A 22,284-nucleotide genomic window follows, 5' to 3' on the forward strand; every position below is an offset into this window, starting at 1 on the left:
TCGAAAGATGCGCCGCCTTTTTTTGGGGTCAGTCCCATTATTTTTTAAACTGACGAACCCATTTTACGACTTCAGCGATTTCTGCATCGCTCAAGGCTGCGCCCCAAGGTGCCATCGTTGCGCTCAGGCCGACGGAGGCGCCGCCTTCCTTGATCACCTTGGCAATACGGGCATCATCCACGGAAGCCTGCCACTTGGCGTCTGCAAAGTTCCGAGGTTTAGGGTTCATGGCCACCGCGCCTGGGCCCGAAGCGGTACCATTGACATCATGACAGGCCGCACAGAAGGTGTTGTATTTGTCCTGCCCTACCCCGCCAGTGGCTCCACCGCTGCTCGCCACAGCTTTTGGTGCGGGCACCGATCCATCCGGATTCAGTGTCTCGATAGCCTGATTGGCATTGGTCTCTTCCTGTCTGAAACGCTCCTGCGCGGGCCGCGGGTCATGTTGCTCGGTGCAGGATTTACAAGCGCTCAGAACCATCCCGAAGGCAAGGGATGAGAGAGCCAATAGGGTGCGTCTGATTTTCATGCTTTCTCCTTTTGATGCGGTCCAGGGAGCCATGTATAGCATAATCAACTGGGGCACCAAAGAAAAATACTGATTCAAATTGAGTTCGACTTGCCTGTTTTCAAGGTCTTTGGTGCCCGCGAACAAGGGCTCGTTACCAGCTCCAGGTGAGACGCAATTGAGTGAACGACAGGGACCGTTGCCGCCGATCCGAGCCCGGCGCCAGATGATAAAGCTCATAGAGGCGGTCATACTTTACGGAAAAATTTTCCACAAAGAGGCTCCAACCCCTTTCGCTGATGCGTCCGATCCCATAGGTCTGCTCCTGCATGCGGAGTTGCCCGTGTTCGGTCGGAGCTTCCAGGCAACGGCCCTCGGGATCCAGGCTGTGGCAGGCTCGAACTTGAGCGTCGGCTCCTAGTTTCACATCGAGCTGCTGATGATGCGCGGCGAGCAGATACTCGGCCAGGATCAAATAAGAGGCACTGAACGCCAACGTGCGACGTTCGAGATCACTGCGCATGCCCCAGTTTTCGGCGAGAATTTCGGTGGGATCATACGGACCTTCTTCAACTGGCAATGGAGTCACCGCGGCCGGAGTTTGAGGCCCACGAATCCGATTGCGTTGCCAGCCAATCGCTGCCCGCAGACCTCGGGCCCTGCGATGCTGGCCCGTTAAAATAAGGGATAAGGCCTGACGCTCGGTCCTGAACCCTTCACTGGCGGCCTGGCGTTCGACCGTATCCAGCCAATAAAATTGTTCAGGCTCCATGCTGTCCGTATCCAGGGACCAGGCTCCTTGCCATTCCAAACCCTCGCTTAACTCACGGCGCAGCATCAAAGACAGATAGGGTTTGTGATCACGATCCTCGAATCGCTCGCCTTCACCAAGACCGGTGATCACACTCCAGGAATTGATCGGCTGATCCGGATCGATCACGCTGATGCGCAAGGCCGATTGATTCCAGCCGCTATCCTGCAGGGCGTGAGCATAGCTTAAACCACTGGCGTCGGGCAGAAGCGTGGCCGCGGACCAATTCTCCAGGCTGACTTCCACCGCATCGGTGGCTTTGAAGCGCAAGGCATAACGATCAAACCAGGTGCGACGCGGGGGGAGCGTCTGACCCAAAACTTCGTAAGTATCTTCCCAGGTGGGCTTATCCACATGCCCCGGATCCCAGCCCAGTTGCAAAGAAAGCCGATCACCCCAAGGCATGCGCAGGCCAAAGCGAAAATGATTCAACCGTGGGCATTGGGTGTTGCAGACGACCTCACTGTCCAGAAACCAACGCCGGACCTCGTCTTGAGCCCGAGCCGTTTGCGCGGTGACCTTCGATTCTTGAGCCTGGACAAGAGGTGCGGTGACCCTCGATTCTTGAGCCTGGACAAGAGGTGCCGAGACCTTCGATTCGTCCTGAGCCTGGGCGCTTCCTGCGGTTACCTGCATGCTTGTCATGAGCATGACTCCGCGCGTCAGTCTTCTGACAAATGATGAGTACAATTTTTGACTCCCCGTCACGCTCTTGACTCCTATCGTCAGACTGCTGACGCCTCGCGTTGGTTCATTCCGCAAAAGAATCTACTTTATCCTATGACTATCGCGTTAGGTGTGCAAGCGCTTGCTTTTGCGCCGATGTCCCAAGGTTTTTAGGGTTCTGTTAAGAATTGGACGCGTCGAACCCTTGGCATATCTCTTGTAATCATGACCCTGGCTCAACAGGAGTATTTATGGCAGAAGAAGGTAAAAAAGAAGAGAAAGAAAAAAAAGAAGGGGAACCCTCTGCCGAGGAAAATCCTGAGCAGGATGCCAAGAAGCGTAAGAAGAAGCTTCTGATCATGGCGATTCTGGGCATACTTCTGATTGGTGGCGGCGGCGCCGGTGCTTTCGTATTCCTGAGCGGAGGCAAGAAATCCAAGGCTGAAGGCGAGCATGAAATCACAGCCAAAGGTACTGCAGAAAAAGCGGATGACCAGGGCGGTGAAAAGAAAGATGAAGCCAAAAAAGACGAGGGTCATGGCGACGAGAAAAAAGCCGACGCTGGCGGCGAGAAAAAAGCCGATGCTGGCGGCGAGAAAAAAGAAGGCGAGCCAGGCGCCGAAGGACAAGGTGAAGGCGAGAAAAAAGCCGATGGCACCTCGGCCGATAAAAAGGATGCCAAGCCTCAACTGGATATTGATTTCGGTGATACCTTTAAGATGACCGGTTTCAATATCAACCTCGGCAATGCTCTCGAAAACCGTTACGTCCGGATGGAAATTTCGCTCGAATACAAGGGCGGCGATGCCACCAAGCAGGAAATCGAAAAGCGCATGCCGCAGCTGCGCGATGCCATCATCGGTATCCTGCAGCGTAAAACCCGTGAATTCCTGCTGGCTCCCGATGGCAAGGAAGCGCTCCGCAAAGAGATTCTCACGCGAATCAATCGCTATATGAAGACCAAAATCGAAGCTGTTTATATTACTGATATGCTGATCGAATAACGAGGAGTGGCTGATGAGTCAGGTACTATCCCAGAGCGAAGTCGATGCACTCTTATCCGCGGTCTCGGATAACCGGGTCGACTCTGATGACGACAGCGGTCCCGAGGGACTGCAGAGCGGCGTCGTCCAGTATGATCTTGCCAACCAGGACAGGATCATTCGTGGTCGTATGCCCACGCTCGACATCATTCATGACCGCTTCATCCGACTGTTCCGGGTGACGCTGTCCAACGCCCTGCGGAAAATGGCCAACCTGAGCGTGAACTCGACAGGTCCCCTGAAGTTTTCCGAGTTCATGAACTCACTGCCTTTGCCCTCGTGCTTGAATATCCTGCGCCTGGACCCCTTGCGCGGTGCGGCGGTCATGGTGATCGAATCCAAGTTGCTCTATGCGCTGGTGGATAGTTTCTTTGGCGGCAATGATGTGCCTTACACCAAGATCGAAGGCAAGGACTTTACCCAGATCGAAATCAAGATCGCCCGTCGCGTGGTGCTGTCGGCCATCGATGATCTGGAAAAAGCCTGGGAACCTGTGTATCCCTTGAAGATCGGTTATAGCCGTACCGAAATCAATCCGCAGTTCGTGGCCGTGGTGCCGCCATCCGATGTTGTGATCGCGACAACGTTTGACGTCGAACTCGAAAAGGTATCCGGCACGATCAAGATCGTGATTCCTTATTCAACACTCGAACCGATCAAGTCCAAGCTTTCGGTCGGTTTCCAGAGTGAGCAGCTCGAAGTCGACTTCATCTGGATCAACCGGGTGAAGGAGCAGATCATGCAAACCACGGCCAATATCGTGGTGAAACTGGGCGAAGCCAATATTCAGGTGCGTGATCTCATGAACCTGGAAGTCGGTGACATCATCCAACTCGATACTGATGCTACCATGCCCCTCAATGTCATGGTCGAAGGCATTCCCAAATTCAAAGGCATACCCGGTCTTTTGCGCGGCAATCGCGCTTTACGTATTACGGAATCCATGTTTGAAACCTGAGGAGAACGCCCATGGCTGATGATCTAAATCCGGAAGATTTTGGTTTAGGTGGTGATTTGGATGATGCCCTTGCTGCAGCTGCTGGTGGAGACGACAGCGGCAAAGGCGGTGGTAATGACAAGGACGAAAATATCGTCATGACGCCCGAGGACTCGCGCCTCGCCCGGACTGACTTTTCCAAGCTGAAGATGATTCTCGATGTGCCCCTGAAAGTTTCGGTCGAACTTGGCCGCACGAAAATGCTGGTCAACGATCTCTTGCAACTCGGTCAGGGTTCCGTGATCGAACTCGACAAGATCGCTGGTGAACCAATGGAGATCCTGATCAACGACAAGCTCGTGGCCATGGGTGAAGTCGTGGTTGTGAACGAAAAATTCGGTGTGCGTCTGACTGATGTTGTTTCCCAGTTTGGTCTGGGTGATATGAGTCATAATGCCTGATAAAGGGGACTTTGGCATGTTGCGCCTGTTTGCATTGCTTGTGTTTATGTTCAGCACGCGTTTGATCGCTCAGGAAACTCCGGCGAGCCCGACCCTCATGACCATGGGGCCCATCGATGGCGAGTCGGATCAGAAAGCTTCGATCATCACCGTGCGCTATGATAGCAAACCGGGCTTTCCCAAGCCCAAGGTGGAAGCCATGGGGAGCTTCATTCAGGTGACGCTGCCATCAACCATGGTGCCGAAGCCTGGACAGTTTATCGAGGCCAACAGTCCTTACATTCGTAAATTTGCCGCCTTTCAACTCGACGAACAGACAGCGGGCCTCCGGATGTTCGTTACCAAGGAAGCCAGCCACCTCGTTGGTGCGGTAACCACGGACATTTTGGAAAATCGCGTCGTGATCATGCTCGATCACGTCGAAGCCGAGAAGCAGCTTCTGGCTCATTTCGATGGCGTTCCCGTCACCGGTGGGCCAACCGCTGAAGAAGTCGTGAAGAAAACCGAGGTCCGCTCGGATATTCCCGACCCTGCGAAAACCCAAGTCGCCCCTAAAGAAGCGGCGGCAAAAGCTCAGGTGGCTCCAGCTACGGCACCGGAAACTCCTGCGTGGAGTGATGGTCTGCAGGATAAGCTGGTCCTGGTCACGGGCTTTCTCGCCGTGATGCTGATGCTTCTGATCGGAATGAAGAGCTGGCGCCGCATGATGACTAAAAAGTGGCCCGGTGCCCCTGTTGAGGACTACTCCTTAAAAACTCTGGCCACGCATGCGGTAGGTCCCAAGCAGAAGCTGACGGTTGTGCAGGTGGGACAGGAGCAGATCCTGCTCGGCGTTTCACCCGACAATATCAATTTTTTAACATCGCTGAAAAAACCGAGCGAAACTCAGGCTCAGCCCCGAGTCGCGATCGATCCGGCGATGTTTCAAAAGCAGGCTCTGCCCAAGGAAGCTCAGGTTCGTCGCAGCGGTCCGGTTCTGGACGACGTCAGTCCACGTCCCGCTCCCCGCCAGCGGGCGACGCCGCGGAGTGAACTGCCGGAACCCGGCAGCGCCATATCCTACGGCATCAGCGATCAGGGCATCAAAAATATGAAAAGCCAGAATCGCGCCTCGTCCGAGCCTCGTGCGTCGGACGAGCCCAGCAGCGTTGATGATGTCACGCGCATGATTCGCAAGAGATTGCGTGATCTTCCCAAAGTCTAACCAGGGATTTACATGGCATCCTCGCTTGTCAAAAAAGGTTTGGTTGGGGCGGCACTGGCTCTGCTTATCGGCAGCAGCCAGGCCTATGCAGAAACCAAGATTCCAGGACTCAACTTCAATATCTATGAAGTTGATGATCCCGATGCTTTGGTCCCTGCTCTCAAAATTATTGCCCTGCTCACCATTCTCGGTGTGGCACCTGCGATTTTGCTGATGATGACCTCGTTCACGCGGATTGTGGTGGTGCTCAGTTTTGTGCGACAGGCGCTTGGAACTCAGACCATGCCACCCAACCAGGTGATTCTTGGTTTGTCCCTGTTCCTTACATTTTTTACCATGGGTCCTGTGATTGATGTCATTCAGGAACGGGCTTTGACCCCTTATCTGGAAAAAGCCATCACCCAGGAACAGGCGGTCAACGAACTGATGGCTCCTTTACGCACGTTCATGCTGCGTGAAGTGAAAGAGTCGGATCTGCAGGCCTTCTTCAACATTGCCAAGCTGCCGAAGCCGAAAAGTATGGATGACGTGCCCATGCGGGTTCTCATCCCATCCTTTGTGGTGTCGGAACTGAAAACCGCGTTTCAGATTGGTTTTTTGATTTATATCCCTTTCCTCGTCATCGACATGGTGGTGTCTTCGGTCCTGATGGGGATGGGTATGATGATGCTTCCTCCCACTGTCGTGTCGCTGCCCTTCAAGCTGGTGCTGTTTGTCCTCGTTGATGGCTGGGGATTGATTGTCGATTCCTTGGTTCGGAGCTTTTCCCTTAGTTAAAGGAGTCCTGCAATGACTCAACAGACTGTGCTTGATATCGGCTGGAATACGATCTGGGTTATGATCAAGATCTCGTCCCCGGCGCTCCTGGCGACCCTGGTGATGGGTCTGATCGTCTCCATTTTTCAAGCTGCCACACAAATCAATGAACAGACCCTGTCGTTCATTCCCAAAATTCTGGCCATGGCCGCTGCCATGATTGTCTGTGGGCCCTGGGTGCTGCGCACGATGATGACTTTTACCATCAATCTGATTCGTGATATTCCGAACCTCACGCACTAAAGGTCGGCATGATTTACGGCATCACCGTTGAGTCCATACTCACCGCGGCCCTGATATTTATCAGAATAGGCGGCATTCTTTTCGCGCTCCCGTTCATCGGTGATGAACCGACACCCGTTCGTGTTCGGATTCTTTTGAGCGTGGCTTTGACCTTTACCGTTCAAGGTCTGGTTCCGACGGATTGGCTGACGGTCTTTCCTCAGGATCCCTTGCTCTATGTCCTGCTCGTCATCAAGGAACTGTGCATTGGCCTTTTCATTGGCTTTACCGCGCGCATTGCCTTTGATGGCATCCTCATGGCGGCGAGTCTGGTGGGCTATCAGATGGGCTTTGGTACCGCGGATCTGATGATGCCCGATGCTGATGTGCAGATGACGTCTTTTACGGCGTTTCACAGGGTCATTATGATGATGATATTTCTGGGTTTGAATCTGCATCACATCTATTTGGATGCCATGATTCGGACCTTTGCCCTGATTCCGGCTGGTGGCATCGCGCCGCAAGCGGAAATGGGAATGTTTCTCATCGATTTGACCTCGGGGATCTTTCGCGTCGCCATGCAGCTGTCGGCTCCGGTCCTGGTGGCCCTGATGTTTACCAACACCGCGCTGGGACTGATCGCCCGAACCGTACCGCAGTTGAACGTTTTTACCATGAGCTTTCCGGTCGGTTTCTTTGTGGGCCTTGGTGTGTACATGGCCTGCCTGCCTTTTTTCCCAGGTTGGGTGGCCCAGCATTTCAACACGTCCCAGGAGCAGATCCTTCTGACTCTGAAGGGCATTGCCCCGTAAGGTGAGCTATGTCGGGTGAAGATGATAGCCAGGACAAAACCGAAGAAGCGAGTCCCGAGCGACGCGACGAATTTCGTGAGCGTGGTCAGATCGCTGTCTCCCGTGAAGTGACATCGGTTCTGGTGCTGGCCGCGGTGGTCGGGATGTTTAGCTATTATATGATGTGGCTGGTGGATCGCCTGCAGCATTTTCTTATTGTTCATTTTCAGCATCTGGATACGCAGCACGTGACCGGTAAAACGGTAGCGGCTTATATGGCGAATGTCGGCCGCGAACTTCTCATCATGGTCAGTCCCATCTTTGTGGCCACAACGGTCGCCTCGATAGCCGTGACGTTTGCTCAGACTCGACTGAATTGGTCCTGGAAAAAACTCGAACCTGATTTCAGCCGCATGGACCCCATGAAGGGGATCATGAAAATGTTCAGCGTCGAGGCTGTGGTCGAGGTCATAAAAAGTCTCGGCAAGATGCTTATCGTCGGGTGCATGACCTATATCATCCTCAAAGGTGAGTGGGTAAAGATGCCCGGGCTTCTCAATATGACCTATCTGCAGTCCTGGGCTTACTGGACGGCGATCACCAAAACACTGATCTGGTCGGTCGTCGGTCTCCTCCTGTTTCTGGGTGCGGGCGATTTTCTCTACAATTTCCTAAGCCTGGAAAAAAAGATGAAAATGTCCAAGCAGGATGTGAAAGAGGAATACAAAAAGCGCGAACTTGATCCGCACGTCAAAGGCCGCATGAAACGTATGCAGCGGGAAATGTCGCAAGCCAAGACGATCCAGGCCACCCGCACCGCGACGGCTGTCATCACTAACCCGACTCACTTTGCAGTCGCCATCCACTATGAACTGGGCATGAGCGCGCCCATCGTGGTCGCCAAAGGCCAGGACCTTGTGGCCAAACAAATGAAAGAGATTGCCAAGGAATCGGATATTCCCATTATCGAAAACAAGCCCCTGGCACGGACGCTTTATAAGATCTGCAAAGTTGGGCAGGAAATTCCTGAATCCCTCTACAAGGCGGTCTCTGAAGTCATCCGTTATGTGTTCCTGCTCAAAGGCAAAAAAATCAGTCGGAAATAGTAGGAGCTGAATCATGGCCGGTGCCACAGTAGGAAAAGTTGAGGAATCGAATTCGATCCTCAAGATAATGAAGTCCCCGGACGTGCAGTTTGCACTGGCCCTGGTGGCGATCATCTTCACGATGATCCTGCCCATGCCCCTGTGGCTTTTGGATGTCCTGCTTGCGACCTCGGTGGCATCGTCGCTCATGATCCTGATGACGTCCGTCTATGTTCGCGACACGATGGAATTTTCCACCTTTCCCACGGTCCTTCTGGTCACGACCCTGTTCCGTTTGGCTTTGAACGTGGCCACGACGCGTACGATTCTCCTCGAGGCTCATACCGGGCATACCAGCGCGGTGGTCAGCTCCTTTGGTAATTTCGTGATTGGCGGGAACTACTTCGTTGGTTTTGTCATCTTCGTTATCCTTGTCGTCATTAACTTTATGGTTATCACCAAAGGTGCTGGCCGTGTCGCTGAAGTCGGCGCCCGATTTACTTTGGATGCCATGCCCGGCAAGCAGATGGCGATCGATGCAGAATTGAACGCGGGATTGATTGATCGGAAGGAGGCCCGGGAACGCCGGCAAAAGATTGAACTGCAAGCTGACTTCTATGGTGCGATGGACGGTGCCTCGAAGTTTGTCCGCGGTGATGCGATTGCGGGTATCATCATCACGGCTGTGAACATCATCGTGGGTCTGATCCTGGGTGTGGGTTTCCACGGCATGTCGTTCCAGGAAGCGGCTCAGCTTTATACCCTGCTGACCGTCGGTGATGGCTTGATCAGCCAGATCCCGGCCCTGATTATTTCCACCGCCGCCGGTATCGTCGTCACCCGAACCGGAAATCATGATGAAGGCCTTTCGCAAACCGTTAACAACCAGTTGATGGGCTATCCCAGGGCCCTTTTCATCTGCGCGGTTTTGCTCTTTTTGCTGGCGATTGTGCCCGGGATGCCCACGATTCCTTTTGGAATTCTGGCTGTTGGACTTTTTTTCCTCGGTCGTTACGCAGTCCAGACGGCTTCGGAAAAAAAGGTCGAAGCCGAGGCCAAGGAACTGGAACTGCAAAAGGATCCAAAAAAGGATTCCATCGAATCGCTTCTGCATATTGAAGCCCTGTCCCTTGAGGTGGGTGTGGGCCTGATTCCTCTGGTGGATTCGCAGCAGGATGGCGAAGTTCTCGAACGCATTGTTTCCTCGCGGAAGCAGTTTGCGCAGGACATGGGTATCGTCGTGCCCATGGTGATGGTGAAGGATAATATTCAGCTGAAGCCCGGTGATTACCAGATCCTCTTGAAAGGCAACTGCATTGGTCGCGGCAGTCTGATGGCCGATTACTATCTGGCCATGGATCCGGGTGATATTGTGGAGCCCATCGATGGCATTCCGGGTCGTGAGCCGGCCTATGGATTGGAAGCGGTTTGGATCAAATCATCCCAAAAAGAGGAAGCCAGTTTCCGTGGTTACACGGTTGTGAACTGCGCGACTGTGATCGTCACGCATTTGACGAAACTGGTGGAAGAGCATGCTGCGGAACTGCTCGGTCGCCAGGAAGCGCAGAACCTGATCGAAGGCCTGAAAGAGGAGGCGCCGAAGGTCGTTGAGGAAGTCATCGGCGGTGATCGACTCAGTCTTGGTGAAGTGGTGCGAGTGCTGCAAAATCTCCTGGCGGAACGGGTGAGTGTGCGCGATCTGCGCTCCATTTTCGAAACGCTGGCTGATTATTGCCGTACAATCAAGAACCCCGATATGCTCACCCGTTATGTACGCAAAGCCCTGGGCCGTGGTATTATTAAGAAGTACATGACACCTGATGACAAACTGGTTGTGATCACTCTGGATCGCGCCATCGAAGACCTGATCGTTGCGGGATTGCAGCATCGGGAAGATGGTTCAACCTCCCTTCAATTGGAACCGGAAATGGCCCAGCGAATTCTCAACGGAATCGCTGAAACTCTCGAGGCCTTTCAGACGACCGGTACCCAGCCGGTCATCCTCTGCGGTTCGCTCATTCGTTGGGATATTCGTCAGCTAGTGAATCGTTTTATTCCCGGTGTCGTGGTCCTGGCCTTTGATGAGATTCCCGCAGGAACACAAACCAAATCGATCGGTATCGTCAGTATCTAATGCCTGAAGGAAAGGAGGAAACGTGGACGTCAAAACCTTTGAAGCTTTCTCGATGCGCGACGCTCTCAAAGCTGTCAAAACTCAGTTTGGCACCGACGCAGTGATCCTCAATACCCGCGAAAAGAAAATGGAAGGGTCCAAGGGCAAGGTCTACGAAGTCACGGCTGCGAAGAATAGCCAGGCATCGGTCAAGGGCGCGAGCCGCAGTCAGGATACCAGCCACCTCAAAGATAATCTCGTGGAAATGGTTGAATACTTTAAAACGATTGAGCGTTCGATCAAATCGCTCAGTGAAGATATGGCTCGTCGTCAGGACCTTTTCCGATTGGACGCCGGTCTCCATGAACTACGGACGATCGTTTATGAGGAAATGGCTCGATCCAAGGGCTCCCTCATCGAAGGCATGAATCCCGGCCTCAGCAAGATATTTCAACGCCTGAAAATGATGGGTCTTGATGAAGCTGAGATGAGCAAACTGGGCGAATTTCTCAAGGTTCTGCCCTTCGAAAAATCCAGCGATACTGAGCAGCTGTTTCAGCACTATCAGACCCAGGCCGTGCGCTGGATGATGAAGCGCATCAAGGTGGCTCCGCCCTGGAATCCCGTGATGGGTGAACGTGCCGTGCATGTCCTGGTCGGATCCTCGGGCTCTGGCAAGACGTCAGCCGCAGCCAAGATCGCCCATCACTACAAAACAGACCATAAACAACGCGTTCTGCTGGTATCTTTTGATAACAAGCGCATTGCGGCTCGGGAACAATTGCGTGTGACCGCCAAGGTCCTCGGCATGGCCTATGAGTCCGTCGAGCGCCCGCGGGATCTTCTGGAAATTCTGAATAAGAAAAAAGATTGGGATCTGGTGGTGGTGGATAGCGCTGCCGAATGTCCCCGGGCCAAGGATGATCTGGGTGACCTCCTTGATTTCCGCGATATCGATTTGCCAGTGAGCTTTCATCTGACCCTGGCGATGACGGAAAAGGAAGTGCAGATGGATCGCATGATCCGCGGCTTTTCCCATCTTGGTCTGCAGAGCCTTATATTCAATCGACTGGATGAATCCTGGAGTTATGGCGAGATCTTTAACCTAAGCCTGCGCTGGAGCCTTCCCATCAGTTTCTTTGGAGTGGGTCGATCCGTTCCGGAAGATCTGGAGCGAGCCAGTCGGGAACGTGTTGTAGAAAGAATATTTGGTTTATGAGAAAGGACAGGGAATTGAACCTCGATGCAAAGCCAGCTGACCGACCCTGGATTATCAGCATTGCCAGTGGCAAAGGCGGAGTCGGCAAGACGCTCACGACGGTGAACATGGCTCTCGCGGCTCGTCGTCTTGGACTCAGCACAATGATTCTCGACGGCGACTTCGGTCTGGCCAATGTCGATGTCGTGATGGGCATGCGTGCCCGATACAACCTGGGTGATGTGCTCGAGGGACGCTGCGAACTCAAGGATATTATCCTCGAAGGTCCCCTTGGCGTCCGTATCATTCCTTCAGGTTCCGGGCTGGCCCAACTCGCTGACATGAAGCTCGTTCAGCGGGTGCAGCTGCTCGATAAAATCGCTGAAGTTTCCAAGCCTTATCAGTTGCTCTTGATTGATAGTGGCGCCGGAATTTCCAGTAATGTTCTGCACTTGAATTCGATCGCCGATGAAATCATGGTGGTGACCACTCCTGAGCCGCATGCTTTAACGGATGCCTACGCATTTCTAAAAGTCATGCACGAAAACTATGGCCGCAAGAACTTTAATATAATCGTGAACCAGGCGATATCAGAAGGCCAGGGGCTCAAGATTTATCAGCGCGTGGCCGATGTAGCGAGAAGATTTCTGGAAATCGATTTAACTCTGGCTGGAACTGTGCCCAAAGACGCCTTGGTCGAGCGATCGGTCATGATGCAAAGGGCGGCGGACGAGCATATAACGCACACACGTTCAGGTCAGGCTTGGAACGAAATCACGCGCAAGACTCTTGAGCGACTCAACGAGTATCGCGACCCATCCGGGAAGCGTGGCTGGCAGGATCTGATGTTTCCGCAACCTACGTTGCGCAGCGTAAACGCCATCTAGCCTAGAGAATACGAAGGGGGGCAATCCGGTGAAGGGACTTGTCAAACGCTATAAGCAGGATACCAAAGGCGTTGATGGCAAACTTCGGGACCAGTTGATCATGGACTACGCTCCACTGATTCGATTTGTGGCCCAAAGAATTGCGGCACGCTTGCCGTCCAATATTGATATCGACGATCTCATCAGTGCCGGCGTGATCGGCTTGATGGATGCGATCGAGAAATACGATCCTTCTCGGGACAATAAGTTCAAGACTTATGCCGAATTCCGGATCCGAGGCGCGATCCTCGATGAGCTGCGCTCCCAGGACTGGGTGCCGCGTTCGGTGCGGGATAAGGCCAAGAAGATCGAAAAAACCTATGCCGAACTCGAGCAGAAATTCGGCCGCGCGGTTTCCGATAAGGAACTGTCGAAGGCTCTCGGGATCGAGCTGGACGAGTACTACGATATGATCGCCAAGGTGAAAGCTGTCACCCTGCTTTCGATCGATGAATTGTCCGGCCCCAATCAGCAGGACCGCAAGAGCCTTCTGGAATGTCTGGAGAACGTCAGTTCGAAAAACCCCTTCACGCAGCTGAAGAGCAAAGGCGTCCGGGAGCTTCTCGTCAAGCACATCGAAGAGTTGCCTGAGAAGCAGAAGCTGGTCCTTTCGCTGTATTACTACGAGGATTTGAACCTGAAAGAGATCGGCAAGATCCTTGAGGTCACCGAATCCCGCGTGAGTCAGCTGCATACCCAGGCGGTGGAGAAACTTCGGTCCCGACTTAAGCCCATCCTATCGGATTAATGGAGTCTTTCGATGACGATTTTGAAACCTGATCTTAAAATTTTGGTGGTGGACGATTTTCCCACGATGAGGCGGATCGTCAAGACTCTGTTGAAGCAGAACGGCTTCAATAACTTCACCGAAGCAGAAGATGGCGAGCAGGGCTACCGCGCGCTGCAGGAACATGGTGATTTCGAGCTGATCGTCTCGGACTGGAACATGCCGAACATGACAGGTTTGGAATTCCTGAAGACGGTTCGCGCCGATCCCAAGTTCAAGCATTTGCCTTTTCTGATGGTGACCGCGGAAGCGGAAAAAGAAAATATCATCGAAGCCGTCAAAGCCGGGGTCAGCAATTATATTGTGAAGCCCTTTACAGGACAGGCTTTGAAGGATAAGCTGGAAAAGATAGATCAAATGCTTAAGAAGCAAAAAGCCAAGTGATCCTCGGTCAAGTGTTCCCAGGGAGGGTGATGGATGAGCCAGGAAAACGACGAAAATCCTTTGTCATTTAATGAAGATCTCGTCAAAAAGTATCCCCGTTCCAACCGCCGTTTGAGTCTGGCGGTGGCGCGGTACGGTCTCAATGCCGAACTGAATCCCGAAGAAGGCTTGACTGTGCATATCAGCCCTTATGGAATTCAATTCCGGGTGACTGAGGATTATGAAGAGGGCGACCTGCTCAAAATTCATATCAATATGCCGGATTACTGGGAACGCAAGCAGCGTTTCGTCGATTATAGCCGCATTGATACACCAGGCAATTTCAAGATTCTCGCCAAGGTTGTCTCGACCGAAGACGTCGGCAAGCGTGGCAAGAAAAAGATTGTCCTGTGCCGCACTGTGAACATGGACGAGATCGATGAACAGGTCCTGAAGGCATTCCTCCAGGAAGGCTAATCAGGTTCGCTGGGAGCTCCGCATGATCACCATTCTGCTTGTCATCCTCATTGCCATGGATCTGATTCTGGTGGGCGCCGTGATGATTGCCTTTCGTCGGCGCAGTCAGGCAGATCCCATTGAACTCCTGCGGGAGATTCACGCAGAGCAGCGCCTTCTGAAGGAGCTGCGTGATTCGGTACGGGATGAGCTGCTCACCAAGTATTCCGAAATGAAGCATCTCTATGAAAAAGTCGCGACCATGGCCACCGAAACGGAAATCGGCCTGAAATCCAGCGGCAGCATCCTGGCTCAGGAAGTCGCGTCCGTGGTCGGTGATGTGACGAAGCAGATCCAGGAACCTCTGGCCAAGGCACAGAAGCAGCGCACGGTGCTGAGTTCGGTGATTCAAAAAAGCCGCGAGGAACGTCAGATCCTGCAAAAAGCCATTGCCCGCGCCGAGCAACTGGCCCGCTTTTTTGATAAGAAAATTCCCTATCAGGAAGTGCTGGCCGAGATCGAAGACAAAAAGTATGTCGATGCCCGCTTTCTTCTCTCCAAAGGCCTATCCTCGTCCCAAGTGGCTGCCGAACTCGGTATGCCCGAGTCGGATGTGAATTTGATTGCCTCGATGGCTTAAAGCCAACCGTTGCTCTTCAAGAATTCCAGCACATCCTGAGTCAGATTTTTACTATATTCTGCCAAAACCAAATGTCCGACGTCCGGAAGTTTCTTCAACTGGGCGCCGGGTATCAGCTTCGCCAGCTCCTCACCCGCGGACACGGGAATGATGCGATCATCCGTGCCGTGAATGATCAAGGTGGGAAGGTGCAGACTGCCGAGAAACGTCCGCGTATCGACGCCTCGCATGGCTTGTCTTTGATGATGGGCGCGTTCTTCAAAATGATCCGCTGTGATGCTCTGCAGGATCTGCTTGGCCATGGCCTGAACCAAAAGTTTATTCCGCTGCAGAAAACCTTCCGTAAAATACGCCTGCAACTTTTGAAAGACACTGTCTTCGGTTTGACCCCAGGGTGTGAACGCGGCTGACGAGAGCGACGATTCTGAGCTGGCGGTGGAAACCAGAATCAGCCCTTGCACGCGTCCCTCAGCTTTGTGCGTGAGGATCTGGCTGACAATCCCGCCCATGGAAAGGCCCATCACGATGGAACGATCGATTCCGAGTTCATCCCAAAGTTGCAGGATGTCCTCGGCAATATCATCCAGGGTAAAATGAGGGCTGTTCTTCGTTTCACCGGCGCCACGGTTGTCAAAGAGAAGGCAGCGGACGCCCTGTTTGGAAAGATTGCCGGCCAACAGGCGAAAATCGCGGCTGCTCCGGGTATGGCCATTGACCAGGGTCAGCCAGGGCCCATCGGTTCCCAGGACTTCATAAAAGATTTCAACGTCATCGCGTACCATGAAGGGCATAAGGTTTCCTTCCCGTTCGGTCATTCCGAGGGGAAGAATAGGCGAAGCACGCGGGGAATTTAAGCTGATTTTTTGGCGATCTCACGGGCCTGTTTCACATCCCGAATCAGCGTCGCCTCAGGTTTCACGCCCTTGGCCTTGAGTTCCTGGACCACCCGGGCAATGGCGACATAGGCTTTTTCAAAGGAGGGTTCGGAGGTATAGCTGCGAGCCAGTTCTTTGAGGCTTTTCTCCAGCGCGCCCTTTTTGCGATAGGCGAGGCCCAGATTGTACTGAAGCAGATAGAGACGGGCTTTGTCCGCCAGCATACGCATGGCGTTATTATAGGTGCTGATACCCTTATCAAAATCACCTTTGGCGACCTGAGAGATGGCGAGGTTGTTAAAGGCACGAGCCAGCTCGTTGCCATTTTCCGTTTCCGCGATCAACTGCTCGGCCAGCGAGAAGTCGCCTTCCTTGAAGGCCAGCGTGGCCATCTGATCCTTGCAATCCTGATTGCCGGGATCTTCATCCATAATACCCTTGAAGACGCGGCGGGCATCATCATGGCGATCGGCTTCGATATAGGCGCTGCCGAGATTGATCTTGTTGGAAATATTCTTCGGTGAACCGGAAACCAGTTTTTCCAGAATACCGATCGCTTCATCATGCAGCCCTTTGCGGGACAGAAGGCGAGCCTTCAGCTGCATGGCGCGATTGTTGTCAGGCTGATTGCGCAAGGCGTCGTTGACACATTTTTCCGCCTTATCGGTCTTGGCCAGACCCATAAAGACTTCTGTGGCCGCGAGCAGAGCGCGCGTCTGGTAGGGACCAGGGGAGAACAGATCATCGGTGAACATTTTATAAGCTTCGCCGGGCGATCCATCCCAGACATACATTTCGATCTTGCGCAGCTGGTTTTCACGCGGCTCGAGATTGCTCTCGTATTTGACTATGCTCGTGATCATATCCTTCACCTGCTGCCGATCAAAAGGCAGCGAGAGGATATTGGTAAAGCCCAGATCCCTGGTCAGCTTCACGTCATCGGACGCCATGCGTTTGGAATAGATGATACAGGGCACGAAACGGCGCTTCTTCTTGGAGCGTGCTTTCTGGATAAAAATAGTGCCAGGCATGCCTTTGAGTTCCCAGGCCACGATAAAAAACTGAATGTGATTCTTATCAGCCTGGATGAGAGCGTCATCGCCGGTCGGAGATATCGTGATATTGGAAAAGCCCATTTCCTTCAGCAGCATCTCAAAGAAGAGCGTGTTGCCGGTGGTATCATCCAAAACCATAAAGCGATCAATTGCCATAAGCACACCATATAATAAAACAAACCCGATGGTGAATCGGCAGGTGGCCCATGGACTTTATGGAAACATTCTAATAGGCGGAAATCACCGCGGAACTATCCACATCCGTATTGCTCTCAGGCAGAGGCTGGTGACGCCGCAGGCTGATATAGGGAATCACCCCTAGAAGATTCAGCAACAGTTGTGAAATAACGTAAAGATTAAAGACTGTCGCGCCATGATTCAGGCCAATCATGTTAAACAGGCGATCAAAAGCCACGTGACCCACACCGAGACCACCAGGTGTGACGGGAATGGCTGTCGTCAAAACGCCAATCGGAAAGATCGAGGCAATCCGACCAAACTCGGGAGCATTACCCAGAATCTTGGTGGTGATGAGATAAAATAGGCAGAGGCTCAGGCCCTGAATCGCCAAGGACAGCATGATACTGCGGGCAATGGCCCCGCGAGCATAGCGATAGGTGCGGAGGGCGTTATAGAGCTTATAAAAAACGCCAACACCAGGAATGGGCAGTGATAAAAACCGGAGGAAGGGATCGCGACCGCGGTAATGATAGAGAGCCGCTGTGTAGAACACGACAAAACCCAGACTCACGGCGCCCATCATGGTGACCAGAGGCAGCAGGCTCGCATCCTGAACGAGATCCTTCAAACTGCCCAGCATGAACAGCCAGCCGATCAGAAAAAGGCCGCTGAGACCCACAATACGATCAAGCAAAACCGTCATCATCGCCTGGGTCTTGGACTTATCCTTGTTATCACGGATTACGTAGGCCAGCTTAATGATGTCACCACCTACAGCACCGGGCATGACCGTGTTGAAAAAGAAGCCGGTAATCTGGAGCTGCAGGGCACGTTTCCAGGTAATTTTGTAGCCAGCACCTTCGAGCAGGGTTTTCCACCGCCAGGTCCCCATCATGCATGCAGCGACGACCCAGTAGCCAATCGTGGCGGCCAGTAGGTCGTATTCAGTGGCAAATCGGCGCATTTGAGAAAGGTCCACTTTGCCAGATCCCACCAGCCAGGCGATGAGAGTCACGGCCAAGCCGAGCTTTAAGGCAGTGATGAGTATGGGTTTCATTCGAAGCACGAAGATGCTCCTCCCTTGTGTTCGTACTATGGGGACCTGATTGTAAATAAATTGCCTGGATTTGTCGCGGGTTAATAGCGTCCGGACCCACCCAACCTCATCCTGGCATCAGGATTGTCGATAATCCTGAGGAGCCAGCTTTAAACGTTAAGCGGTGGTGGCCATGGATATATTTTTTAGAGACAGAGTCGTCAAGGTCCTGGTGGTCGATCCATCGGGCGCTTCCCGTACCCTTCTGTCAGAAGTGATCCGAAGTCTCGGCTTCACCGATGTTAACGGCGTTCCCAACCTCAAGGATGCCTTGAGCTTCATGGAGGTTGAAAAGGTCCGTTGGTTAATCACACCCGTGTTCTCCGATCAACATGAAAACCTGCTCCAGGTGCTCAATCTCTATAACTCGGTTCCCGACCTGCAGCAGCTGCGTGTCTCCGCTTTGGTGGAAGAAACGGAAATGGATGTGCTGCCAGCCTGCTTTGAGCGTGGGCTTTTGTCCTATCATAAAAAACCTTTCACGAAAGATTCGCTCATCCATGAGCTGAAAGACTTTCTGCAACGCTATGAGAAATCCAACTGGCAGTCGAGTGCGATGGCCGGTTCCTATTTGCGCCAGAATTTGACCAACCTTGGGCTCTTCGAGGAGCTGCTGGCCTTTGAGCGTCAACTTTTGAAATTATCACCAGGGGATCTGGGTCAGTATTTGAATCTGGCTGTGCCCATGATTAAAACCGGCAAGATCGATGAGGCGAAAGCCATCATTTCGCAGGTCAAAAAAATTGATAGCTCACTGGAAGGCGCCATTAAACAGATTTGCGCCACTCATCTTCCCGGTGAGGACATGACCCAGGTGACTGGCACGGGCATGAACATGCTCGGATTAAAGACCGCCATCATCCTTGACAGCGACACCTCGATTCGTACGGAAATTCAGTCGGCCCTGACCGAGATGGGTGTGGAAAACATTCATTCGTTCGAAGACGGTATCAGTGCCCATGAGCATATCAAGCAGCACAATAACCCGGATCTCATTCTTCAGGAATGGCGCGTGCCTAAACTCACAGGGCCTTTGTTTTTGCAGAGGGCTCAGGAGGAAGGCGCCAAGGCTACGCCGGTGATCATGGTAAGCTCGCTCATCCAGAAGGAAGACATACCTTTTGTGCGCGAGATGGGTGTGGCTCACACCCTGCAGAAACCTTTTCAACGCAAAGAACTGGTGCAATCCATCATCTGGACCATCCAACAGGACCGTCAGCCGACCGAGCAGGGCAGCATGGAGCGCAAGATGCGCCAATTGCTGTCCGAACGTCAGTTCGATGAGGCTGCCAAAATCAAAGAACGTTACATCGCGGATACGACCATTAATATTGGTTCCAAGGAACTGATCGAAGCCGAATTCGCTTACGCCTCCGGTGACAACGAAAAAGCCCGGGATTTCGGCATTGAAGCGATCAAGCACGCCGGTGAATCCATCTTTATTCTGAACCTTTTGGGCAAGGCCCTGATCAACCTTAGGGAATTCGAAACCGCTTTAAAATGCTTTCAAAAGGCCCAAACCTTGGCGCCATTGAACCTGGAACGCCTTTGCCAGATCGCGGAAATTCATTCGGAGCTCGGCGATACCAGCAAGGCCAATGAAATTTTGGAAGAGGCCAAGGACATCGATCCTGATAGTCAAAGGGTGATGGAAGCCGAAGCCAAAGCCGCGATCAACAATGGCGAAACGAGTGTGGCCAAGAAAATCATGGCCCAGCTGAAGGCCATGGAAAACGTCGTGGCCTATATGAACAACCGTTCCGTGGCCCTGGCCCGATGCGGCATGATTCAGGAAGGTATTGAAGGCTATAAGAAAACTCTGGAAGCCATTCCCGATGAGCGTCCCGACATCAAAGGCATCGTTCACTATAATATAGCCTTTGCGCATGTGCGGGCCAATCAACTGATCGAAGCGAGAACGTCGCTCGAACAGGCGATCCAGCATAAAACATCCAAGACTCAAGTCCGTGCGGAAGCCCTGCTCAAAAGGGTCCAACACGCGATTGAAAAAGGTACCCAGCTGACGATTGCGAAGAATGATCACGCCCAAAATCGCCCTATGGGTGAATTGCATGGCACGGCTCCCGGCAAGTCTAGTGAAAACCACAAAGCCGATGAAGCCAAGGAAGCCGCAAAAGGCAAGGTCCTTGCCGTGGTCGATAACAAGCCCGGGGACATGGCTTGTCATATGGTTTATAAAAGTTCGGTGCACAGCGCAAAAATCACCAAAATGCTGGAAGGCCAGGTGCGCTTTAACCCGAGAAAAGCCATCGAGCGAGCCGAATCCATGGGCGCCGATAAAATGGCTGCAACCGGCGGCTAGTCTTAACGAGGTCAATACGTTTGAAGTTCCTTGCCCATATCTCCCAGACCATGGCGATGCGCTGGCGCCTCGGCAGCGTTTTGATCATCTCGATCGTCTCGCTGCTGTTGATCGGCTGGGTCGGACTCTTTGCCGTTCAATCGCTCAACCGCATGGTCGCGAGCCTCGCCTCGGATACCATATCTTCGATGGAAATGATCAATTCCCTCGAAAAATCACTCAAGGATTGTCAGATCAGTCTTCTGGAGATTACCCTGCCAGGCATCACGGACGCGGAAATTGAAGCGGCCTATCATCGGTCCAAGGCTGAACTGCAAAAATTCGATACCCAGCTCAAAAAACTATCAACCTTGAAGATAGACTCGGCCGAGGCTGAGCCGATCCAGGCCATTGCAAACTCCTGGACGGATTTCCAAACTGAAATCAATCAATCTCTTGATCAGGTGATCACGGGATCCGCTGCCGATCGGGAGATTTTTGCGGATCGTTACCGTAAGAAAATCGAAGTGCTGCGCGGCGCCATTCAACAAAATTTGGACCATATCTCGACCCGGAACACCGAAGCCAGCTCGCAGCAGCGAGCGGCAGCCGAGAGTCTCACCCAAAAATCCCGACTTGGCATGCTAGGGATGGTGGCTTTTCTTCTCTTTGTGATCGCCATGAGCGGGCTTTTTCTGATACAGAATATCGATCGGTCCTTGCACTCCATTATGAAAAGCGTCCTGACCCACAGCCATGAAGTATTTGAATCCGCCCAAAGAGTGGAAGGCCTGAGTCAGACTCTGGATGAAGGGGCTCACGGCACATCCCAGTCCTTACAGATCTGTGTGGCCAACCTTACCGAAATCACGCAGATGGTGGACAAGGCTCATCAGAATGCCAGCCGTTCCACCCAGCTTGCCTCGCTGGCCCAGGAAGCGAGTGTCGCGGGTGATCAATCGGTGGCGCAAATTGCTGAAGCCATGCAGACCATCGAAGCCTCGACCCAGGAATTTGTTCGCAACATGGAGGATCGAGCGAAGGATGTGACGACCATCGCCCACATCTTCCATGATGTCACAGACAAAGCCCGCCTCATCAATGATATTGTGTTTCAAACCAAATTGCTCTCGTTCAATGCCTCTGTGGAGGCAGCAAGGGCCGGTGAGTATGGCAAAGGCTTTGCTGTGGTGGCCGAGGAAGTGGGCAAGCTTTCAAAAATGACCGGTGATGTGGCCAATCAAATTTCCAATTTGCTGGCTGACAGCTCCGTCAAGGTCAACGCCATTGCCGAGAGAATCCAGGACAGCTCGAATCAGGTGCGTTCGCATGCCACGACCGCTGTCAAGGCTGGGATTGCCTGCGTGGACAAAGGCCGTGATCAACTGAAAGCGATCGTTCAGCATTCGATCGATGTGAAATTTAACACCGATCAGATATCGACGGCCACGCGTGAGCAGAGCCAGGCTATCCAGGAAATTGCCAATTCGCTGCATCAGCTTCATCAGATGGCCGATACCAATGCCAATAAAGCCCATGACTCCAGTGATATTGTTCACAAACTGCTGGCGTCAGCGGAAAAAATGGAAAAAACAGTCGAGCATCTACGGACCTTTCTCGATGGCACAGCCGCTCCGCTCCATGCCACGGCTGTTGCCCCTGACCAGTTTGAAGAAGAACTGGATGACGTCGATGATGACAAAGATGAGAACGAATCCATGCCTCAGGTTGGATAATTTAAACGTGGAG

At 52.8% G+C, this 22,284-nt stretch carries 22 protein-coding genes; 17 read left to right on the plus strand and 5 right to left on the minus strand.

Going from position 1 to position 22,284, the window contains the following annotated elements:
- Nucleotides 1-37: 37 nt before the first annotated feature.
- On the minus strand, nt 38-529 hold the full coding sequence (locus VE954_RS39640) for a cytochrome c (RefSeq protein ID WP_324963626.1): 492 nt from the start codon (nt 527-529) through the stop codon (nt 38-40).
- A 133-nt stretch (nt 530-662) separates the two neighbouring features.
- On the minus strand, nt 663-1,964 hold the full coding sequence (locus tag VE954_RS39645) for a hypothetical protein (protein ID WP_324963628.1): 1,302 nt from the start codon (nt 1,962-1,964) through the stop codon (nt 663-665).
- Nucleotides 1,965-2,236: 272 nt separating this feature from the next.
- Between VE954_RS39645 and VE954_RS39650 the strand changes: the two genes are divergently transcribed.
- Genes VE954_RS39650 through VE954_RS39720 form a run of 15 tightly spaced genes read left to right on the plus strand, consistent with a single transcriptional unit; the run spans nt 2,237 to nt 15,027 of the window.
- On the plus strand, nt 2,237-2,989 hold the full coding sequence (locus VE954_RS39650; RefSeq protein ID WP_324963629.1) for a flagellar basal body-associated FliL family protein: 753 nt from the start codon (nt 2,237-2,239) through the stop codon (nt 2,987-2,989).
- Nucleotides 2,990-3,002: 13 nt separating this feature from the next.
- Nucleotides 3,003-3,986, plus strand: a complete 984-nt coding sequence (gene fliM / locus VE954_RS39655; RefSeq protein ID WP_324963631.1) for a flagellar motor switch protein FliM — start codon at nt 3,003-3,005, stop codon at nt 3,984-3,986.
- Nucleotides 3,987-3,997: 11 nt separating this feature from the next.
- Entirely contained in the window at nt 3,998-4,426 is a 429-nt protein-coding gene (gene fliN / locus VE954_RS39660) for a flagellar motor switch protein FliN (protein WP_324963633.1), read from the plus strand.
- A gap of 16 nt (nt 4,427-4,442) precedes the next feature.
- Nucleotides 4,443-5,630 carry a flagellar biosynthetic protein FliO gene (locus tag VE954_RS39665; protein ID WP_324963635.1) on the plus strand — a complete coding sequence of 396 codons (1,188 nt, stop codon included), beginning with the start codon at nt 4,443-4,445 and terminating at the stop codon, nt 5,628-5,630.
- A 12-nt stretch (nt 5,631-5,642) separates the two neighbouring features.
- A complete protein-coding gene (fliP, locus tag VE954_RS39670; protein WP_324963637.1) occupies nt 5,643-6,407 on the plus strand; it encodes a flagellar type III secretion system pore protein FliP in 765 nt (254 codons plus the stop codon).
- Nucleotides 6,408-6,419: 12 nt separating this feature from the next.
- Entirely contained in the window at nt 6,420-6,689 is a 270-nt protein-coding gene (fliQ, locus tag VE954_RS39675) for a flagellar biosynthesis protein FliQ (protein WP_324963639.1), read from the plus strand.
- Between the two features lie 8 nt (nt 6,690-6,697).
- Entirely contained in the window at nt 6,698-7,480 is a 783-nt protein-coding gene (locus VE954_RS39680; RefSeq protein ID WP_324963641.1) for a flagellar biosynthetic protein FliR, read from the plus strand.
- Between the two features lie 8 nt (nt 7,481-7,488).
- Nucleotides 7,489-8,565: a flagellar type III secretion system protein FlhB gene (locus VE954_RS39685; RefSeq protein WP_324963643.1), complete on the plus strand. Its 1,077-nt coding sequence runs from the start codon at nt 7,489-7,491 to the stop codon at nt 8,563-8,565.
- Nucleotides 8,566-8,578: 13 nt separating this feature from the next.
- Nucleotides 8,579-10,678 (plus strand): flagellar biosynthesis protein FlhA, encoded by a 2,100-nt coding sequence (gene flhA / locus VE954_RS39690; protein WP_324963645.1) that lies wholly within the window; start codon nt 8,579-8,581, stop codon nt 10,676-10,678.
- A 22-nt stretch (nt 10,679-10,700) separates the two neighbouring features.
- Entirely contained in the window at nt 10,701-11,876 is a 1,176-nt protein-coding gene (locus VE954_RS39695; RefSeq protein ID WP_324963647.1) for a hypothetical protein, read from the plus strand.
- The gene (locus VE954_RS39700; RefSeq protein WP_324963649.1) at nt 11,873-12,742 is read left to right on the plus strand and encodes a MinD/ParA family protein; all 870 of its coding nucleotides are present in this window, start codon (nt 11,873-11,875) and stop codon (nt 12,740-12,742) included. Before VE954_RS39695 ends, VE954_RS39700 begins: the two co-directional genes overlap by 4 nt.
- Nucleotides 12,743-12,770: 28 nt before the next feature.
- Nucleotides 12,771-13,529, plus strand: a complete 759-nt coding sequence (locus VE954_RS39705) for a FliA/WhiG family RNA polymerase sigma factor (protein ID WP_324963651.1) — start codon at nt 12,771-12,773, stop codon at nt 13,527-13,529.
- A 12-nt stretch (nt 13,530-13,541) separates the two neighbouring features.
- Nucleotides 13,542-13,952, plus strand: a complete 411-nt coding sequence (locus VE954_RS39710) for a chemotaxis response regulator CheY (protein WP_324963653.1) — start codon at nt 13,542-13,544, stop codon at nt 13,950-13,952.
- Between the two features lie 33 nt (nt 13,953-13,985).
- Entirely contained in the window at nt 13,986-14,408 is a 423-nt protein-coding gene (locus tag VE954_RS39715; protein ID WP_324963655.1) for a PilZ domain-containing protein, read from the plus strand.
- Nucleotides 14,409-14,430: 22 nt separating this feature from the next.
- Entirely contained in the window at nt 14,431-15,027 is a 597-nt protein-coding gene (locus VE954_RS39720) for a hypothetical protein (protein WP_324963657.1), read from the plus strand.
- On the opposite strand, the gene VE954_RS39725 is transcribed toward VE954_RS39720, so the two are convergent.
- The 3 genes from VE954_RS39725 to VE954_RS39735 all read right to left on the minus strand — a co-directional run bounded on the left by VE954_RS39725 (nt 15,024) and on the right by VE954_RS39735 (nt 18,194).
- Nucleotides 15,024-15,818 (minus strand): alpha/beta hydrolase, encoded by a 795-nt coding sequence (locus VE954_RS39725; protein WP_324963659.1) that lies wholly within the window; start codon nt 15,816-15,818, stop codon nt 15,024-15,026. The two genes, VE954_RS39720 and VE954_RS39725, sit on opposite strands and share 4 nt — an antisense overlap.
- A 59-nt stretch (nt 15,819-15,877) precedes the next feature.
- Complete coding sequence (locus tag VE954_RS39730) at nt 15,878-17,113, minus strand: tetratricopeptide repeat protein (protein WP_324963662.1); 1,236 nt, start codon at nt 17,111-17,113, stop codon at nt 15,878-15,880.
- Nucleotides 17,114-17,183: 70 nt separating this feature from the next.
- Nucleotides 17,184-18,194 (minus strand): lysylphosphatidylglycerol synthase transmembrane domain-containing protein, encoded by a 1,011-nt coding sequence (locus tag VE954_RS39735; protein ID WP_324963680.1) that lies wholly within the window; start codon nt 18,192-18,194, stop codon nt 17,184-17,186.
- Between the two features lie 172 nt (nt 18,195-18,366).
- Between VE954_RS39735 and VE954_RS39740 the strand changes: the two genes are divergently transcribed.
- On the plus strand, nt 18,367-20,556 hold the full coding sequence (locus VE954_RS39740) for a response regulator (RefSeq protein ID WP_324963664.1): 2,190 nt from the start codon (nt 18,367-18,369) through the stop codon (nt 20,554-20,556).
- Nucleotides 20,557-20,576: 20 nt separating this feature from the next.
- Entirely contained in the window at nt 20,577-22,271 is a 1,695-nt protein-coding gene (locus VE954_RS39745; protein WP_324963666.1) for a methyl-accepting chemotaxis protein, read from the plus strand.
- Nucleotides 22,272-22,284: the final 13 nt, after the last annotated feature.

The organism is Oligoflexus sp. (assembly GCF_035638955.1).
Classification (GTDB): domain Bacteria; phylum Bdellovibrionota_B; class Oligoflexia; order Oligoflexales; family Oligoflexaceae; genus Oligoflexus.

Bases quoted from the DNA above. Each gene is read 5' to 3' on its own strand.
- fliP (WP_324963637.1), top strand. From the start codon at position 5,643: ATGGCATCCTCGCTTGTCAAAAAAGGTTTGGTTGGGGCGGCACTGGCT.
- VE954_RS39680 (WP_324963641.1), top strand. From the start codon at position 6,698: ATGATTTACGGCATCACCGTTGAGTCCATACTCACCGCGGCCCTGATA.
- fliM (WP_324963631.1), top strand. From the start codon at position 3,003: ATGAGTCAGGTACTATCCCAGAGCGAAGTCGATGCACTCTTATCCGCG.
- VE954_RS39700 (WP_324963649.1), top strand. From the start codon at position 11,873: ATGAGAAAGGACAGGGAATTGAACCTCGATGCAAAGCCAGCTGACCGA.
- fliN (WP_324963633.1), top strand. From the start codon at position 3,998: ATGGCTGATGATCTAAATCCGGAAGATTTTGGTTTAGGTGGTGATTTG.
- VE954_RS39715 (WP_324963655.1), top strand. From the start codon at position 13,986: ATGAGCCAGGAAAACGACGAAAATCCTTTGTCATTTAATGAAGATCTC.
- VE954_RS39685 (WP_324963643.1), top strand. From the start codon at position 7,489: ATGTCGGGTGAAGATGATAGCCAGGACAAAACCGAAGAAGCGAGTCCC.
- VE954_RS39710 (WP_324963653.1), top strand. From the start codon at position 13,542: ATGACGATTTTGAAACCTGATCTTAAAATTTTGGTGGTGGACGATTTT.
- VE954_RS39650 (WP_324963629.1), top strand. From the start codon at position 2,237: ATGGCAGAAGAAGGTAAAAAAGAAGAGAAAGAAAAAAAAGAAGGGGAA.
- VE954_RS39640 (WP_324963626.1), bottom strand. From the start codon at position 529: ATGAAAATCAGACGCACCCTATTGGCTCTCTCATCCCTTGCCTTCGGG.
- VE954_RS39645 (WP_324963628.1), bottom strand. From the start codon at position 1,964: ATGACAAGCATGCAGGTAACCGCAGGAAGCGCCCAGGCTCAGGACGAA.
- VE954_RS39735 (WP_324963680.1), bottom strand. From the start codon at position 18,194: ATGAAACCCATACTCATCACTGCCTTAAAGCTCGGCTTGGCCGTGACT.
- VE954_RS39665 (WP_324963635.1), top strand. From the start codon at position 4,443: ATGTTGCGCCTGTTTGCATTGCTTGTGTTTATGTTCAGCACGCGTTTG.
- VE954_RS39720 (WP_324963657.1), top strand. From the start codon at position 14,431: ATGATCACCATTCTGCTTGTCATCCTCATTGCCATGGATCTGATTCTG.
- VE954_RS39730 (WP_324963662.1), bottom strand. From the start codon at position 17,113: ATGGCAATTGATCGCTTTATGGTTTTGGATGATACCACCGGCAACACG.
- flhA (WP_324963645.1), top strand. From the start codon at position 8,579: ATGGCCGGTGCCACAGTAGGAAAAGTTGAGGAATCGAATTCGATCCTC.
- VE954_RS39740 (WP_324963664.1), top strand. From the start codon at position 18,367: ATGGATATATTTTTTAGAGACAGAGTCGTCAAGGTCCTGGTGGTCGAT.
- VE954_RS39725 (WP_324963659.1), bottom strand. From the start codon at position 15,818: ATGCCCTTCATGGTACGCGATGACGTTGAAATCTTTTATGAAGTCCTG.
- fliQ (WP_324963639.1), top strand. From the start codon at position 6,420: ATGACTCAACAGACTGTGCTTGATATCGGCTGGAATACGATCTGGGTT.